Annotated in this window: 12 protein-coding genes; 3 read left to right on the top strand and 9 right to left on the bottom strand. The window is 70.3% G+C overall.

Going from position 1 to position 16,853, the window contains the following annotated elements; genetic code table 11:
* Positions 1 to 267: 267 nt before the first annotated feature.
* Complete coding sequence (locus ACWEV3_RS34220) at positions 268 to 675, bottom strand: HAD-IA family hydrolase (RefSeq protein ID WP_452617858.1); 408 nt, start codon at positions 673 to 675, stop codon at positions 268 to 270.
* Between the two features lie 114 nt (positions 676 to 789).
* On the opposite strand from ACWEV3_RS34220, the gene ACWEV3_RS34225 reads away from it, so the two are divergent.
* Positions 790 to 1,146: an Rv3235 family protein gene (locus ACWEV3_RS34225; protein WP_452617859.1), complete on the top strand. Its 357-nt coding sequence runs from the start codon at positions 790 to 792 to the stop codon at positions 1,144 to 1,146.
* Here the strand turns inward: ACWEV3_RS34225 and secA are convergent, their stop codons facing one another.
* The 7 genes from secA to ACWEV3_RS34260 form a co-directional block, all read right to left on the bottom strand.
* Positions 1,147 to 4,023, bottom strand: coding sequence for a preprotein translocase subunit SecA (gene secA, locus ACWEV3_RS34230; protein ID WP_452617860.1), 2,877 nt, complete (start codon positions 4,021 to 4,023; stop codon positions 1,147 to 1,149).
* A 188-nt stretch (positions 4,024 to 4,211) separates the two neighbouring features.
* Positions 4,212 to 4,886 carry a ribosome hibernation-promoting factor, HPF/YfiA family gene (gene hpf, locus ACWEV3_RS34235; RefSeq protein WP_452617861.1) on the bottom strand — a complete coding sequence of 225 codons (675 nt, stop codon included), beginning with the start codon at positions 4,884 to 4,886 and terminating at the stop codon, positions 4,212 to 4,214.
* 420 nt (positions 4,887 to 5,306) lie between these two features.
* A complete protein-coding gene (locus tag ACWEV3_RS34240) occupies positions 5,307 to 5,993 on the bottom strand; it encodes a ComF family protein (RefSeq protein WP_452617862.1) in 687 nt (228 codons plus the stop codon).
* A 58-nt stretch (positions 5,994 to 6,051) separates the two neighbouring features.
* The gene (locus ACWEV3_RS34245; protein ID WP_452617863.1) at positions 6,052 to 7,767 is read right to left on the bottom strand and encodes an LpqB family beta-propeller domain-containing protein; all 1,716 of its coding nucleotides are present in this window, start codon (positions 7,765 to 7,767) and stop codon (positions 6,052 to 6,054) included.
* Positions 7,764 to 9,485: an MtrAB system histidine kinase MtrB gene (gene mtrB / locus ACWEV3_RS34250; protein ID WP_452617864.1), complete on the bottom strand. Its 1,722-nt coding sequence runs from the start codon at positions 9,483 to 9,485 to the stop codon at positions 7,764 to 7,766. The genes ACWEV3_RS34245 and mtrB overlap by 4 nt, the downstream gene beginning before the upstream one ends.
* A 304-nt stretch (positions 9,486 to 9,789) precedes the next feature.
* On the bottom strand, positions 9,790 to 10,467 hold the full coding sequence (gene mtrA, locus ACWEV3_RS34255) for an MtrAB system response regulator MtrA (protein WP_093160527.1): 678 nt from the start codon (positions 10,465 to 10,467) through the stop codon (positions 9,790 to 9,792).
* Between the two features lie 248 nt (positions 10,468 to 10,715).
* Positions 10,716 to 11,363 carry a dTMP kinase gene (locus ACWEV3_RS34260; RefSeq protein ID WP_452617865.1) on the bottom strand — a complete coding sequence of 216 codons (648 nt, stop codon included), beginning with the start codon at positions 11,361 to 11,363 and terminating at the stop codon, positions 10,716 to 10,718.
* Positions 11,364 to 11,472: 109 nt separating this feature from the next.
* On the opposite strand from ACWEV3_RS34260, the gene ACWEV3_RS34265 reads away from it, so the two are divergent.
* Positions 11,473 to 11,946, top strand: coding sequence for an OsmC family protein (locus ACWEV3_RS34265; protein ID WP_452617866.1), 474 nt, complete (start codon positions 11,473 to 11,475; stop codon positions 11,944 to 11,946).
* Positions 11,947 to 12,052: 106 nt separating this feature from the next.
* Here ACWEV3_RS34265 and ahcY read toward each other — a convergent pair whose 3' ends face one another.
* A complete protein-coding gene (gene ahcY / locus ACWEV3_RS34270) occupies positions 12,053 to 13,516 on the bottom strand; it encodes an adenosylhomocysteinase (protein ID WP_452617867.1) in 1,464 nt (487 codons plus the stop codon).
* Positions 13,517 to 13,923: 407 nt separating this feature from the next.
* Between ahcY and ACWEV3_RS34275 the strand changes: the two genes are divergently transcribed.
* Positions 13,924 to 16,596 (top strand): hypothetical protein, encoded by a 2,673-nt coding sequence (locus tag ACWEV3_RS34275; protein WP_452617868.1) that lies wholly within the window; start codon positions 13,924 to 13,926, stop codon positions 16,594 to 16,596.
* Positions 16,597 to 16,853: the final 257 nt, after the last annotated feature.

The raw sequence follows: 16,853 nt of genomic DNA on the forward strand, positions 1-16,853 counted from the left end.
AACCAAAACAGTCCGCTGTTGAGTTCTCAAAGAACACACCCACACCATCACCCAACCCCTAAACCAGGGATCGAAGCTCCGGGGAGCATTTCCTCTTCACTACCTTTTCGGCTCGCCCACTCTACCACCCGAAGGCAGGAGCTTGGTTCGCGACCCGTGTCAGGCTCGGCCCGGTTTTCCCGGCCCGTGTCGCTCTGACTTGGATAAAGTTACACACCCCCGAAACACCCCCTGCAACCACCCCCCCTTAAACATCAAAACACCAGGTCAAGAGCTGTTTTCGAGGCCGAAGAGGGTGGCCAGCTCGGTGACCGTCGAATCGACGTCGCGGTGGTGGACTCCGACCATGCCCGCCTCGACCGCGCCGGCCACGTTCCGGCGGAGGTCGTCGACGAAGACGCACTGCCGCGGTTCCAGCCCCAGCCGGCGCGCGGTCAGCCGGTAGATCTCGACGCTCGGCTTGGCGACGCCGACCGCCCCGGACAGCACGACGGTGTCGAACAGCTCGGCCAGGCCCGGGTCGGCGAGGCCGTTGGCGTTGGACACCAGGGCGGTTCCGATCCCGGCCCGGCGGATGCGCCGCGCGACGTCCAGCAGCGGCGGTACGCCGGACGGCTCGTCGCCCGGATCGTCGAGCACCCCGGCGTAGTCCAGCAGCAGTCCCTTCAGATCCACGAGCCGCACGGTAGCTCACACGATCGGGGCGTTCCGGGTCCGAAGGTGACCGGATCCGGACCGCAAGTTCCTCAGTTAAGCGGGAGTCCAGTCCGCCGACCGCCTGGAGACGCCATGACCGCAGTGCTGTCGATCGAAACGACGCCGGCCGAGGCGGTGGCGGACAGCAGCGCCTCCGCCATCGCGGGGTTCATCGGCGAGCAGGTCTTCGACGTGCTCGCCGGGCGCCGGGCCTTGCACGAGGTGCGCGAGCACCTCGTGCCACAAGTGGCCGGGCTGCTGCTCACCACCCGGCTGCACGCAGCACAAAGCCCGGACTACCGGCTGCGATCCGTCCACGCCTGCCTGGTCACCGACTGCGCGGTGGAGGCCTGCATGATCGTCGGGACGCGCTACCGGGTCCGGGCCCTGGTGCTGCGCCTGGAACAGGACAACGCGCACTGGGTGTGCACGCTGCTGTCCCTGGTCTGATCAGCGCTTCTTGTTCTTCTTCGCGTCAGCTCGAGCGGCGGCCCGGCGCTCGCGGCGGGTGCCGCTGCGCGACTCCGGCCCCTGGTCGCCGTCGCTGCTGGTCTCCACGTCACCGGTCTCGTTCGGCCCGGAGTAGCTCAGGCCCCGCTGCGTCGGCGAGTCGAGTCCCTTGCCGCGCAACGCGGACGGGACCTGCTCGCCGTCTGCCGCGGTGGGCAGCTGGCTCAACGCGGGGCCGGCGGATGCCGGCCGGGCGCGCTTGGGCCGCGGTTGCGGCGCGGGCTGGGCCGTCGGCTGCGGGGTCTGGGGCACGTCCGGCGTGCCGCTGCCGACCTGGCTCACCGACACCGGCATGGCCGGCGCTTCCGGCTCGGGCTGCGGCTCGGCCGCCTCGACCTGGACGTTGAACAGGAATCCGACGGACTCCTCCTTGAGCGCCTCCAGCATCGCCCCGAACATGTCGAAGCCCTCGCGGCGGTACTCGATCAGCGGGTCGCGCTGCGCCATTGCCCGCAGCCCGATGCCCTCCTTGAGGTAGTCCATCTCGTAGAGGTGCTCGCGCCACTTGCGGTCCAGGACGCTGAGCACCACGCGGCGCTCCAGCTCCCGCATCGCGCCCTGGCCGACCTTGCCGTCGACCTCGGCCTCGCGCTTGGCGTACGCGGCGCGCGCGTCCTCCAGGATGAGCTCCAGCAGGCGCTCCTTGGACAGGTCCTCCTCGTCGTCGACGAGGGCTTCCCAGCTGATCGACATCGGGTAGAGGGTCTTCAGCGCGGTCCAGAGCTTCTCGAAGTCCCAGTCCTCGGCGTAACCCTCGGCGGTCTCCGCGTCGACGTAGGCCGTCACCACATCCGTGAGCATGTGCATGACCTGCTCGTGCAGGTCTTCGCCGGCCAGCACGCGGTGCCGCTCGTCGTAGATGACGGTCCGCTGCTGGTTCATGACCTCGTCGTACTTGAGGACGTTCTTGCGGATCTCCATGTTCTGCTGCTCGACCTGGGTCTGCGCGCTGCGGATGGCGCGGCTGACCATCTTGTGCTCGATCGGCACGTCGTCGGGCACCTTGAGCCGGGTCATCACGGTCTCGACCATCGCGGCGTTGAAGCGCCGCATCAGCTCGTCGCCCAGCGAGAGGTAGAACCGGGACTCGCCCGGGTCGCCCTGGCGGCCGGAGCGGCCGCGCAGCTGGTTGTCGATGCGGCGGGACTCGTGGCGCTCGGTGCCCAGCACGTAGAGTCCGCCGACCTCGCGGATCTCCTCGCCCTCGGCCTTGGCCTGCGCCGTGATCTTCTCGACGACCGCGGGCCACTCGGCCTCGTACTGCTCGCGGTTCTCCACCGGGTCCAGGCCGCGGCTGCGCAGTTCGGCGTCGGCGAGGTGGTCGATGTTGCCGCCGAGCACGATGTCGGTACCGCGACCGGCCATGTTGGTGGCGACCGTGACCGCGCCCTTGCGACCCGCCTCGGCGATGATCGCGGCCTCCCGCGCGTGGTTCTTCGCGTTCAGCACGTTGTGCGGGATGCCCTTTTTGGTGAGCAGCTTCGACAGGTACTCGGAGCGCTCCACGCTGGTCGTGCCGACCAGGACCGGCTGGCCGCGCTGGTACCGCTCTTCGATGTCCTCGGCGACCGCCTCGAACTTCGCCGGCTCGGTCTTGTACACCAGGTCGGGCTGGTCGGCGCGGGCCATCGGCTTGTTCGTCGGGATCGGCACCACACCGAGCTTGTAGGTGGTGTGGAACTCGGCCGCCTCGGTCTCGGCGGTACCGGTCATGCCGGCCAGCTTGTCGTAGAGGCGGAAGTAGTTCTGCAGCGTGATCGTGGCCAGCGTCTGGTTCTCGGCCTTGATCTCGACGCCTTCCTTGGCCTCGATCGCCTGGTGCATGCCCTCGTTGTAGCGGCGCCCGGCCAGGATGCGGCCGGTGAACTCGTCGACGATCAGCACCTCGCCGTCGCGGACGATGTAGTCCTTGTCGCGCTTGTAGAGCTCCTTGGCCTTCAGCGCGTTGTTGAGGTAGCCGACCAGCGGGGTGTTGGCCGCCTCGTAGAGGTTTTCGATGCCGAGCTGGTCCTCGATGAGGGTGACGCCGTCTTCGGTGACGCCGACGGTGCGCTTGCGCTCGTCCACCTCGTAGTGCTGGTCGCGCTTGAGCATCGGCGCGAGCCTGGCGAACTCCTGGTACCAGCGGGAGGACTGGTCGGCGGGGCCGGAGATGATCAGCGGCGTCCGGGCTTCGTCGATCAGGATGGAGTCGACCTCGTCGACGACGGCGAAGTAGTGCCCGCGCTGCACGCAGTCGGAGAGGCTCCAGGCCATGTTGTCGCGCAGGTAGTCGAAGCCGAATTCGTTGTTCGTGCCGTAGGTGATGTCCGCGGCGTAGGCCTTGCGCCGCTGCTCCGGCGTCATGTCGGCCAGGATCGCGCCGACCTCCAGGCCCAGGAAGCGGTGCACGCGGCCCATCCACTCGGCGTCGCGGCGGGCCAGGTAGTCGTTGGTCGTGACGACGTGCACGCCCTTGCCGGTGATCGCGTTGAGGTAGGCGGGCAGCACGCAGGTCAGGGTCTTGCCCTCACCGGTCTTCATCTCGGAGATGTTGCCGAGGTGCAGCGACGCACCACCCATCAGCTGCACGTCGAAGTGCCGCTGGCCCAGGGTGCGCTTGGCGCCCTCGCGGGCCACCGCGAACGCTTCGGGCAGCAGTTCGTCGAGGGACTCGCCGTCGGAGTGGCGGCGTTTGAACTCGTCGGTCTTGCCCCGCAGCTCGGCGTCGGACAGCGCGACGATGTCCTTTTCAAGCTCGTTGATGTGCGCCGCGATGTTGCGCAGACGCTTGAGCATCTTGCCCTCGCCGGCGCGGAGCAGTCGGGACAGGACCATCCGGTCGACCTCACTAGCTGATCGTGACGCGTCCGTCACGGACGCTTTGCGGTCATCGTATTAGAGCTGGTAGTGGGGACCCGCCATCCGGTGCAGGTCCGGGTGGCGGACCCCCACACGCGACTGTCCCCCGCGAACCACGGTACGCGGGGGACAGCCGTTCGGGTCGGCGTTGGCGCAGACTCGCCCTATAGCGCGTCAGCCAACCTGATCACTCCGTAGTCGAATCCCTTCCTCCGGTAGACCACGCTGGGCCTACCGCTGTCCGCATCGGAGAAGAGGTAGAAGTCGTGTCCGACCAGTTCCATCTCGTAGAGGGCCTGGTCAACCGTCATCGGCTCGGCCGGGTGGTCCTTCTCGCGGACGACGCGGCCTGGTTCGTCGTACCCGTTTTCCGCGGCCATCCGCTGGCCCGGGACCTGGGCGGCGTACTCGTCGACCTCCAGCGGCGCTTCCAGTAGCGCGGTCCGGCCTTCGGCCACGGCCTGGCCCATCGCGACGGGCCGGTCCGCCATCGCTGCGGTCGCCTGTGCCACGGATGTCGGGTTGTGCTGCCCGTAGTGCACCTTTCTACGGTCGTGCATGCGCCGGAGCCTGCTCTCCAGCTTGGTCGTGGCGGCATCGAGTGCGGCGTAGAAATCGCCTGCGCAAGCCTCGGCCCGCACGGGCGAGCCCTTGCCCATCAGCGTGATCTCGACTCGCTGGCAATTCTTGGCCTGACGGGGATTGCGCTCGTGGAACAGTTCCACGTCCGCCCGGATTGCCTTCTTGTTGTACCGCTCAAGCCGGGTCAACTTCGCATTGACGTGCTCCCGGTAGTGCGCGGGAACTTCGACGTTGCGACCCTTGACGACGATATCCATTCACGACCTCCGTTCCTTGCGTGCCGTAGGCGAGGTGTGCACGGCGGCGCCGGCTAGAAGGCGATCAGCTCACTTCCGGCGCCAGGGACATGGGGTTTCGCTCCTTCCCTCCCGCCTGGGTTGGCTGGATTGAGTGGCACGTTAGCTCGGTTTACCGATTTGTGACACCCCCCTTGTCGGGCGAAGTCAAGCGGCCACCGAGAGTGATTGCTGCCACCGTTCGAAGCAGGCCGCGGGCGCGGGCGTGCCCCACCCCAGGCGCCCCATCGGCCTCGTTTTTCACCCGATCGGGGGCTACGTGCCGTAGCTCCGCGCCGGGCCGCCGGAGGGCCGGGTCCTGCCTGCTCATAACTGGAAAACGAGTGGACGGCAGGTGAAGTTCCCGCGTCTGTTCGGGTAATGGCAATCCACCCGAATGCTTCAGGCGGCCGTCGCGGTCAGGCCGAGCACCGCGGCGACCTCGATGCCTGCGGTTCCGAGGACGGCCAAGCAGCTCGCGACCGTCGCGCCGGTGGTGATGACGTCGTCGATCAGCGCGACTTGCGCCGCCTGCGGCGGAAAACGACTCGTCCGGACGAGCACTCGGCCGGACAGGTTGCGCACTCGTTCGGCCGCATCCAGCCCGGCCGAATCCGCCGCGCCGCGCGCGGTCACCAGGCAGTCCGCGACGGCCGCCGGATGACCCGCGTCGGTCAGCCCGGCCGCGGCGCGGTGCGCGATGCGGGACATGTGCGCGCCGCCCCTTCGGCGGGAGGCGATCGTCCGGGACGGCGCCGGCACCAGGTACCAGGCCGGATCGAGCCGGTGCTCGGCGGTGATCGCACGCAGGCCGATCGCGATGTGGCGGGCCAGCGGCTCGGCGAGATGGCGGCGGCCGGACTCCTTGTAGGCGAGCACCGCTCGCCGGGCGGCGCCCCGGTACCGGCCGAGCGCGTACACCGGCGGGACGGCTTCGAGCAGCGGACGCTCGACTAGGCGGAGCCCGCCGAGCTCGCGCGCGCAGTCCCGGCACCACGCCACACCCGCCGCGTCGCAGCCCGCGCAGCGCAGCGGCAGCATCAGGTCGACCAAGCCGGAAAGCCCCGCACCGAACCAGGAAACGCGCACCGGCCGATGGTGCCGCAGATCGGCGCCCCGACTCACCGACGCGTGTCGGGTTCGGCGGTCAGCCCGGGAAGAACGGGATCGAGCCGCCGCCGATCGAGCCCTGGACCAGGGACCAGACGTCGTCGGTCTCCCGGGACTCCCAGATCCCGCTGCGGTCGCTGACGACCACCCGGCCGCGGTTGGCGACCGTGACCGCCTTCAACGGCTGGCCGAGGTTCGCCGCGGTGAACGGGACCCACTGGAACCCGTCGACCGTCACCTCGAAGACCGGCGTGATGTTGCTGTCGCTGATCGCCACCAGCGAGTCGTCCTTCAGCCAATCGACCCCGGTGATCCGAACCCCCGGCGCAGGCAGCGTGATCGGCCGCTGCAGCACCACCTGACCGTCCTGATCGGACACTCCGGCGACCACGAGGCGGCCGCCGACCACCGCCGCCACCCGGGTTCCGTCGCGGGACAACCGCAGATCGCTGATCGGTCCGTCGGCGGTCAGCTGCCCGGCGTCGACCTGGCGCGACACCCAGCTGTTCCCGGTATCCAGCGCGCGGACCACGTTGCGACCGTCCACCACGGTCCACACCTCGGACCTCCCGCGCCAGGTGGGTTTGCTCATGTCGGCGCCCCGCACCGGGAGTTCGGGCAGCGGCGCGCCGTAGCGGCCAACCCGCAGCTCGACGCCGACGCCACCGGCGACGCGCGTGACCGCCGCGAGATGGCTGCCGTCGAGCGACTGGCCCGCCCGGAGCACGTCGTACTCGCCCGATCCGGCCGGGCCCTGGATCGGCTGCGCGGTGTCGAGGGTGAGCAGCCGCTCGTCCACCACCACCAATCCCGGCAGGTCCGGGCGGGCGGTGTTGTTGGTCTCGTAGGAGCCGAGGTCGGTCGGCCGCAGGTCCTTCCCGTCCGGCAGCAGCGGCGCGCCCTCCACCTTCAGCCGGACCCGCGCGTTGTTGACGCTCTGCAAGGTGAACACCACCTGCGCGGCGATCAGCTGGCGGTCCTCCCGCGGGAGGGCGCCGAGATCGCTGAGGTTCACCTCCAGCGCGCCGTCCCCGGGGTCGGCCGGGTTGGTCTTCGGGTGCACGCCGGGCGGGATGGCGGTGCGCATGGCCGACTCCAGCCCCGCGGACGGGCCGCTGGTCAGCAGGTCGATGACCTGCCTGGGCAGGGTGCTCGCCGGTTGCGACACCACGTACCGCACGTCCGGGACGATGCCGGTCGAATCGTGGTCCAGGAAGTAGATCGGGACGGCCTGGTAGACGGTGCTGAACGAGCCCTTGCTGGCGACGATCTCGGGCAGCGGCGTCGCGATGCGCCACTCCCCGTCCGCCTGCAGCTCCACCCGCACCTGGGCCTGGTACTCGCCGACTTCGGGGACGAAGGACGAGTCCGGCAGCAGCCGCCCCACCTTGTCGGCCTGCACGGTGACCATCTGCACGCCATCGGGTAGCGGAGTGGGCTGCGTCGCCGGGATCGTGTCGACGTTGTCCACGATGAGCAGGCCCGGCGCCGGAGTCCAGCTCCGGCGTGCGGCCGGGGTGAGGTGCTGTCGCGCGGACTCGTGGTTGCTCTCCGGGGCGGCGGACGCGTTGACGAAACTCCGCACCAGTGCGAGCGGGTCGGCGCCGTCCGGCGGCGGGGGCACGGGCGCGGTCGCGTTGCTCTCGTCGACCGCCCGGATCGCCCTCGGATCCGAACTCTCCGGGATCGATGCGCACGCCGACACCGACAGCAGCACCACCAGCAGCACCACCACCCGACGCACGCCCATCATTCGTCCTCCCAGGAGTGTTCGGACAACCGAGCCGGCCCGCGGTCGCGGAAGTCCGGATCGCCGGCCTCGCCGTCCGTCGGCGGGTCGACGCTGGCCGCTAGCAGCGCTTCCGGTGCCGCGATCCGGCGGATGCCCGGCATCGGCAGCGGGCTGGTGTCGAACGCCTCGCCCGGCCGCCGGGGCAGGGTGAGGCGGAAGCACGAGCCCTCGCCGGGTTCGCCCCACGCGTCCAGCCCACCGCCGTGCAACCGGGCGTCCTCAAGGCTGATCGACAGCCCGAGGCCGGTGCCGCCGGTGCGCCGGTTCCTGGACGGGTCGGCCCGCCAGAACCGGGTGAACACCAGCTCGGCCTCGCCCGAGCGCAGGCCGACGCCGTAGTCCCGGACGGTCACCGCGACTGCCTGCTCGTTGCCGCCGAAGCGGATCTCGACCGGCCCGCCCTCGGCGTGGTCGATGGCGTTGGCCACCAGGTTCCGCATGATCCGCTCCACCCGGCGGGCGTCGGCGACGATGGAGAGCTCGCCCCCGGACGGGGCGATCAGCCGCAGCTCCACACCGCTCGTGTCGGCGATGGGGCGCAGCGCCTCCACGGAGCGGTCCACGATCTCGGTGAGGTCCAGCTGCTCGGCCGCCAGATCGGCGACGCCGGCATCGAGCCGGGAGATCTCCAGCAGGTCTGCCAGCAGCAGCTCGAACCGGTCGAGCTCGTCGACGAGCAGCTCGGTCGACCGGGACAGGCCGGGCGGGAACTGCTCCCGGGAGGCGTGCAGCACGTCGGCGGCCATCCGCACGGTGGTCAGCGGGGTGCGCAGCTCGTGGGAGACGTCCGAGGTGAACCGGCGCTGCAGCTGGCCGAACTCCTCCAGCTGCGTGATCTGCTGCTTGAGGCTGTCGGCCATCTCGTTGAACGACTCCGCCAGCCGGGCCACGTCGTCCTCGCCGATCACCCGCATCCGCTTGTCCAGGTCGCCTTCGGCCAGCTGCTCGGCGATCTGCGCGGCCTGCCGCACCGGGCGCACCACCTGGCGCGTCACCAGGTTCGTGATGGCGCCCACCATCACCAGCAGCACCAGCCCGCCGAGCAGGAGGGTCTGCTGCAGGACTTCGAGGGTGTTCTGCTCGGCGGTCAGCGGGAACAGCAGGTAGACCTGGAGCTGCCGGGTCGCGGTGCTCACCGGCGTCCCCACCGCCAGCATCGTGACGGAGGTGCCCTTCTCCCGATGTGCGGTGGTGATCTTGGTGGCCAGCTGGCCGCGTTCGACGAACTGGCGCAGGTCGGACGGCACGTCGTCGATCGGGCCGGCGGCCGGCTGCTGCGACCGTTCGCCCGGCGCGCGCCCGTCGACCAGCACCGGCTCGAACGCGCCGGCCACCGTCTCGGTGGTGGACTGCCCGGAGGACGTCGTCGTCAGCCTGTTCAGCGCGGCCTGCAGCTGTTCGGTGACGTTGTCCGCGTTCGGGTCGACCGCGGTCAGCTCGCGCTCCAGGATCGGCAAGCTGACCTCGACCTGCGATATCGCGGCGGTTTCCTTCGTGGACAGCAGCTGCGACGTGATCTGCCACTGCAGCATCATGCCCAGCGCGAAGACCACGGCCATCGACAGCGCGAGGGTGCTGACCACGACGCGCAGCTGCATCGACCGCCGCCACAGCGCTTCGAAGCGGCGCCAGCGGCTGCGGACCTCCTCGCGGACACGACTGATCAGCCGCTGAACCAAGCGGCCTCGACGCGTCCACACCCTCACGGCAACCGTCCCCCGGGCCACTCCGCCACTACGACCCGGCTAGCAACTGTGTCAAAGGCTCGGCCGACCGCCCACACCGGTGCCCCGACCGGTGCGCAGTTCCGGATCATCGCGCCCACCGGCAGTCCGGTGCCGGCGGCGCGGTCATTTCCTCTTGTTCCACACCCGCAACTCGCGCCGCGCGCAGGCGAGAATCGCGATCCCGGGCCGGATCCGAAGTTCCGGACCGGACGAATGGGCGCCCGCTCGCGAGCGGGCGCCCATTTCGGTCAGGACATCACGGGGGGCCGGCCTTGTAACCGACGCCGCGGACCGTCAGCACCACCTCGGGGCGCTCCGGGTCGCGCTCCACCTTGGAGCGCAGGCGCTGGACGTGCACGTTGACCAGGCGGGTGTCGGCGGCGTGCCGGTAGCCCCACACCTGCTCCAGCAGGACCTCGCGGGTGAACACCTGGCGGGGCTTGCGGGCCAGCGCCACCAGCAGGTCGAACTCCAGCGGCGTCAACGCGATCGGCTGGCCGTCGCGGGTCACCTCGTGGCCGGGCACGTCGATGGTCACGTCGCCGATGGTGAGCACCTCGGCCGGCTCGGCGTCGGTCCGGCGCAGCCGGGCCCGCAGCCGGGCGACCAGCTCTTTCGGCTTGAACGGCTTGACCACGTAGTCGTCGGCACCGGACTCCAGGCCCAGCACCACGTCGACCGTGTCGCTCTTGGCGGTCAGCATCACGATCGGCACGACGGACTCGGTGCGGATGGCCTTGCAGACGTCGATGCCGTTCATCCCGGGCAGCATCAGGTCCAGCAGGACCAGGTCCGGCTTGAGCTCGCGCAAGGCAGGCAGCGCCTTGGTGCCGTCGCTGACGACGGCCGTCTCGAAGCCCTCACCTCGGAGCACGATGGTCAGCATTTCGGCCAGGGCCGGATCGTCGTCCACCACGAGCACGCGTGCCTTCATGGCCAACATGGTTGCACTTGTCGCCCCGCCGCCGTGCATCCACCCGCTGATCGTCGCCGCAGGTCGCGACGGGACAACCGAATCGGCCCAGCGAATACCGCCGAATGGAGCATCCATTCCAGTGGTTTCGCGCACCGATCCGGTTCGACGCCGCGTGCCGATCGACTCACGTTGCGTAGCAACGGCTTGGGCCGCCTGGGCGAGTGTGCACTTCGGACAGTGCGGGTGTTCGCCGCGCGGCCGAACGCTTACCGCGCGAGGACGTGCTGGTCGACGAGCGCGCCGAAGTCCACGTGGTTCACGCCGTCCACCACGACCCACGGCGACCACCAGTCCTCCGCCGCGAGCTGCTCGTAGACCTTGCCGCAACGCTGCTGCAGCGGGGCATCGGACTCGAAGTTGTCCCGCTGGCGGTCCACTTCGGTCCGCTCCCGGTGCTCGGCACGGGCGGCCGCCACCTCCGACGGCACCTGCAGCAGGATCTGCAGATCCGGCTTCGGCAGCGCGAAGCGCGTCACCTCCAACTCGCGGACCCAGGCGACGAAGTCGCCGTGGCTGTCCTGGTGGAGCCGGGCGGCGCCGTAGGCGGCGTTCGAGGCGACGTAGCGGTCGAGGAGGACGACGTCGTACGCGCGGAGGTCCGCGCGCAGCGCGTCCGCCGCGGCGCGGCGGTCGAGCGCGTAGAGGACGGCCATGCCGTGGACGGAGTCGCCGAGGTCGCCGTGGCGACCGCGGAGCGCTTCCGCGACGAGCTCGGCGTGGACGTCGTCGGCGTAGCGCGGGAACGCCGAGCGGGCCACGGAGTGGCCGCGGGCGGTCAGTTCCGCCGCGATGCCGTTGGCGAGCGTGCGCTTGCCCGCGCCGTCCAGTCCCTCGATGACGATTAGTCGACCCACGCCGTCGACGGTAGTCCAGCCGCCACACCCCCCTCCGGACACCCTCATCCGATCGGCCCGGCGCGTGAATTCGCTTTCGCAGCAACCCGTTCTGCTGTATACAATCGGTATGCCAAAGACTCACTCGTACCGTGCGACCGTGACCTGGACCGGCAACACCGGCAGCGGCACCGCTTCGTACCGCGACTACAGCCGTGAGCACGTCGTGGACATCGATGGCAAGCCGCAGCTGACCGCATCGGCCGATCCCGCCTTCCGCGGCGACCCCGGCCTCCACAACCCGGAAGACCTCCTGGTCACGTCGCTGTCCGAGTGCCACATGCTGTGGTATCTCGGGCTGTGCAGCACCTCCGGCATCGTCGTCACCGCGTACCGCGACGACGCGAGCGGCACCATGGTGGAAGACCCCGCCACCGGCGGGCACTTCACCGAGGTCGTGCTCCGCCCGCAGGTGACGATCACCGACCCGGCCATGCTGCCGACCGCCGAGAAGCTGCACGAAGAGGCGCACCGCAAGTGCTACATCGCCAACTCGGTCAACTTCCCGGTCCGCCACGAACCGGAGATCCACATCGCGCAGTGACGAGCCGGCCGGCGTCGGCGCAGGACCACGGGCAGGGCGGGCCGCGGGTCGGCGATCCGCGGCCCGCCCGGACACCTGAGGTTCCGCCGCCCGGGCACGCAGGGCTTCAGTACCGGTAGTGGTCCGGCTTGTAGGGACCCTCCACGTCGACGTCGATGTACTCGGCCTGCTCCTTGGAGAGCTTCGTCAGCTCGCCGCCGAGGGCCGCCACGTGGATGCGGGCGACCTTCTCGTCGAGGATCTTGGGCAACCGGTAGACCTCGTTGTCGTACTCCTCGTGCTTGGTGAACAGCTCGATCTGGGCGATCGTCTGGTTGGCGAACGACGCCGACATCACGAAGCTCGGATGCCCGGTGGCGTTGCCCAGGTTCAGCAGGCGCCCCTCGGACAGCACGATGATCGACCGGCCGTTGTCGAACACCCACTCATCGACCTGCGGCTTGATCCGCACCCGGCGCGCATCAGCGGCGCGGCGCAGGCCGGCCATGTCGATCTCGTCGTCGAAGTGGCCGACGTTGCCGAGGATCACCTGGTGCTTCATCCGCCGCATGTGGTCGACGGTGACGATGTCCTTGTTCCCCGTCGTGGTGATCACGATGTCGGCCTGGTCGATGACGCTCTCCAACCGGGCCACCTGGTACCCGTCCAGCATCGCCTGCAGCGCGTTGATCGGATCGATTTCGGTGATGATCACGCGGGCGCGCTGGCCTCGCAGCGACTCCGCCGCGCCCTTGCCGACGTCGCCGTAGCCGCACACCACCGCGACCTTGCCGCCCACGAGCACATCGGTGCCCCGGTTGATGCCGTCGATCAGCGAGTGCCGGATGCCGTACTTGTTGTCGAACTTCGACTTGGTCACCGAGTCGTTGACGTTGATCGCCGGGAACAGCAGCTCGCCGCGCGCGGCGAGCCGGTACAGGCGGTTGACGCCGGTCGTGGTCTCCTCGGTGACGCCCCGGACGCCCGCCGCCGCGCGGGTCCACTTGGTGGGGTCGGCGGCCAGCGACGCGCGCAACGAGTCCAAGAGCACCTTGAGCTCTTCCGGGTCGTCGTCCGCCGGATTCGGCACCACCCCGGCCGCCTCGCACCGCGCACCTTCGTGGACCAGCAGGGTCGCGTCGCCGCCGTCGTCCAGGATCATGTTCGGCCCCTGGTCGCCGGGCCAGGTCAGCATCCGCTCGGTGCACCACCAGTACTCCGCCGGGGTCTCGCCCTTCCACGCGAACACGGGGACGCCCCCAGGTTCATCCGGAGTCCCGTGCGGGCCGACCACCACAGCGGCGGCCGCCGCGTCGTCGGTGGAGAAGATGTTGCAGGAGGCCCAGCGCACCTCGGCACCCAGCGACATCAGGGTCTCGATCAGCACGGCGGTCTGCACCGTCATGTGCAGGGAACCCGAGATGCGCGCGCCCTTCAGCGGATGCACCTCGGCGTACTCCCGGCGCAGCGCCATCAGGCCGGGCATCTCGTGCTCGGCCAACCGGATCTGGTTCCGGCCGTCGGCGGCCGGCGCCAGATCCGCGACGGCGAATTCGACACCGCCGCGGGTCTGCAGCTTCTCGACACTCATCCTTCGCCCCCTCGGGAAGATGCGTGCTGGTCAGGGCACGGGTTCGGCAGCCGACCCCGCACCGAGACTACCGTCGGTATTCGATCGATCACTCGTGGCGATAACATCTGGCCGGTGTCGCGCTAGCGCCGCTCCGCGCCGGCCCAGCGCGGCCCAGCCGCTGGTCCGCGCTGCACTCCGGCTTCGCCGCTCGCCGACCACGCTGGCCGCGGTCGCCGTGCTTCGCAGATCCCCGTCGGCCACGAGAGGCACCACTGCCGGAAAAGCACCGGGAAACCTGCGAGGAATGCGGGACATGGGGCGCCCCGGACGATCACAATCGGAGGGGCAGAGCTCGCCAGATGTCGATCAGCAGTGGAGAATCGCCACCGGCGTTTCGACGATCAACAACCGCACGGGAGGATCCAGTGCAGATACCCGGGCCCGACACCCGCGTCGTCGAGCTGCGGGTACACGGCATCCTCGGCACCACCGGCGACGAGCTGACCGATTCGGTCGCCTCGGTGGACGTCGCCGGCGACGGCATCGGACGCATCATGCGCCCGGCCGACCGACTTCGCCGACCGGTTCCCGGACCGATGCTGTCGGCCGGGGACCGCTCGGTGCCCCGCATCGTCGAAGGCTACGTCTGGGGCGGCATGACCTCCGGCGGCCTGGCCAAGGCCACCTGGGCCCTGCTGTTCCCGTTCGCGCTGGCCAACATGGCGCACTGGATGCTGCCGCCGGCCCGGACCGGCAACCCGATCAGCACCGCGCTCTCGTCCGTGCTGCGCGCGCTGCTCCGGATTTCGGCCCTGCTGCTGACGATGCTGCTCGTCGCGCAGCTGACCGTGGTCACCCTGGACCTGGTCGCCGCGCAATGCCTCCGACCTGGCGTGCAGTGCATGGACTTCGTCCCGGGCGCCATCCGGAGCATTGACATCCTGCGTGCCTCGGCCGCTCTGCTGCCCGTTGCTCTCGTGATCCTCCTCATGCATTGCCTGTCCACTGTGTCCTGGCAGGTCTCGGCGCCGAAGACCGACAAACCGCAGCACTCGTCGCGGGCACCGATGCTGCCCGGCGCGAACGTCGTCGCGGACCCGGACACGCCGGTGCTGCGCACCCTGCACGTCATCGCGGCACTGTCCACTGTGGCGCTTCTCGCGCTCGGCGGACCGTTCGCGATCAGCGCCGATCCGCGCTGGCTGATCGCTGCGGCATTGCTCGTCTTCTCCCTGGTGGGAACCGTCGTGCTCGACGACCCGGCCGGAATGCGCCCCGACGGCAAGGAAAAGGCGCTGCGGATCACGCTCGGCCGCACTCCGCGTCGCGCGCTGATGACCGTTGCCGCGTTACTGCTGTGCACGGTCGCCCTCTTCCCCGGGCAGCTGACCGGCCCGCTGCCGGGCTCGGGCGACACGATCGACGCGATCACCGGTGCATTGGTGATCACATGCCTCGCGGTGGCCGTCCTGCTCGCGCCAGCCGCACTGCTCGCCCGCCCCGGCTGGAAGACCTGCCCGCCCCGGCTCCGCCCCTGGATCGGCGGCTGGATGACCGCCCCCGTGCTGATGCTCGCCTGCATGCTCGGCAACGGGTTCGGCGCGGGACTCGGCCTGAGCGTGGCCCGGGCGCTGGGCGCCTCGCAGGAGCCAGGCGACCCGGTGCTCATGCTGCCCACCGCCTACGACGACGTGACGATCTTCTGGGGCACGACGGCTGTGCTGCTGCTCGCCGCCGGGATCATCGGCACCCCGTGGATGCTGCTGAAGCGGTGGCGTGCTGGACGCCGCGATGGCGACGGCGCGGACAGCTCCGTGGGCACCGACGACTCGATTCCCGACGAGGTCGCCTTGCTGCACGCCGGGCGGCCCGCGGACCAGCGCGCCGCAGCCAACGCCTGGAAGTGGGCGGACCTGCAGCGCCGCTACTCACATCTCGTCCTCCTCGTGATCGCTGGGGTGCTGGCCGTCAGCACCGCGTTGACCCTGATGGCTCGGGTCGCCGAACTGCCCGGCTTCACCTGGCTGATCGGGGTCGGGGTCGCCGCGCTCGCGACGCTCGCCGTAGGTCTGCTTCGGATGGTGTACCTGGCCGCCACCAAGCGGGACACCGCCCGCTACCTCGGCGTGCTCTGCGACCTGGCGCTGTTCTGGCCTCGCGAAGCGCACCCCGTGGTGCCGCCGTGCTACGCGCTGAAGGTGATCCCCGAGCTCGCCGCCCGCGCCACCGAGCACCTCGCCGACCCGAACACGCGCGTCGTCCTCGTCGGGCACAGCCAGGGCAGCCTGCTCGCCGCCGTCGCGACCGCCCGGCTGCTGGAATCCCTCCCGGAGGCCGACCGCGAACGGGTCGGCCTGGTCACCGCGGGCTCCCAGCTCCAGTGGGCCTACCCGCGGGCGTTCCCCGGCGTGGTGCCCCACGCTTCGCTGCGCGACCTGGTCGGCGCGCTCGGCGGCCGCTGGCGCTCGCTGTGCCGCGGCACCGATCCGATCGGCGGCGCCGTAACGACCTGGAACCGGCAGGTCTACGACGGCATGCTGATCGGGGTCGGGCTGCGCGCCGACGGCACCGAGGGTCCGCTGCCCGCCGCCACCCGCGGCCCCACCGGCGCCCTGGTGCTCGGCGGCGACCACTGGCTCCCCGACCCGCAGCGCGGCCCGTTCTCGTGCCGGCGCTGGGTGCCCGGCGTGCTCGGGCACACCGACTACAGCGGCGACCCGGAGTGGGACCGCGCCGTCGCGATGGCCGCGGGCCTGGAGTCCCCGGTTCGCGGCGCCGCGCTCCCGTTGCAGCCGCAGACCCCGACCCCGGCTCAGGTCCCGGCCACGGCGAGCGCGCCGAAGACGCCTCACCTGACGGCGCAGGGCGGCGACGGCGGATCCCTCACCGAGACCATCGAGGGGCTGACCCGCCCGAAGACCGACGCCGACGAGCCCGAAACCGCCCAGAACGACGAGCCGGAGCGGATCACGGCGGCGCCGCGACAGCAGGATTCGAAGCCCCGGCCGGAGCCTTCGGTGCTTCCGGAGATCACCGAGCCCCGCGGGCGCAGCGCCCCGTGGGAGCGCGGCATGGCGCTGCGCGCTTCTGAGCGCTGAGCAACGGCACGTGACCACCCGCCCGGCAGCCCTGCGGCGTACCAAAGCGGCATGGCGTGCTCCACGCGTGCGCCAAGCGAGGACCTCCGGCGCGGCGGAGGCGCTCCGGAAGATCGCGCCTCGCCGACGAGGCTGGCGGGCACGAACGCCGTAGGCAAGGGCCCGCCCTCGATCCTCGCATTCCTGCCTCCGCGAGCCCTGCTGCTGCGGCATCCGGAGTGATGGCTGTTCCTGATTTGAGCTGTTCTCCGTGTCAT

The organism is Saccharopolyspora sp. NPDC003752, from assembly GCF_053605825.1.

Bases quoted from the DNA above. Each gene is read 5' to 3' on its own strand.
- ACWEV3_RS34225 (WP_452617859.1), top strand. From the start codon at position 790: ATGACCGCAGTGCTGTCGATCGAAACGACGCCGGCCGAGGCGGTGGCG.
- secA (WP_452617860.1), bottom strand. From the start codon at position 4,023: ATGGTCCTGTCCCGACTGCTCCGCGCCGGCGAGGGCAAGATGCTCAAG.
- hpf (WP_452617861.1), bottom strand. From the start codon at position 4,886: ATGGATATCGTCGTCAAGGGTCGCAACGTCGAAGTTCCCGCGCACTAC.
- ACWEV3_RS34245 (WP_452617863.1), bottom strand. From the start codon at position 7,767: ATGATGGGCGTGCGTCGGGTGGTGGTGCTGCTGGTGGTGCTGCTGTCG.
- mtrA (WP_093160527.1), bottom strand. From the start codon at position 10,467: ATGAAGGCACGCGTGCTCGTGGTGGACGACGATCCGGCCCTGGCCGAA.
- ACWEV3_RS34265 (WP_452617866.1), top strand. From the start codon at position 11,473: ATGCCAAAGACTCACTCGTACCGTGCGACCGTGACCTGGACCGGCAAC.
- ahcY (WP_452617867.1), bottom strand. From the start codon at position 13,516: ATGAGTGTCGAGAAGCTGCAGACCCGCGGCGGTGTCGAATTCGCCGTC.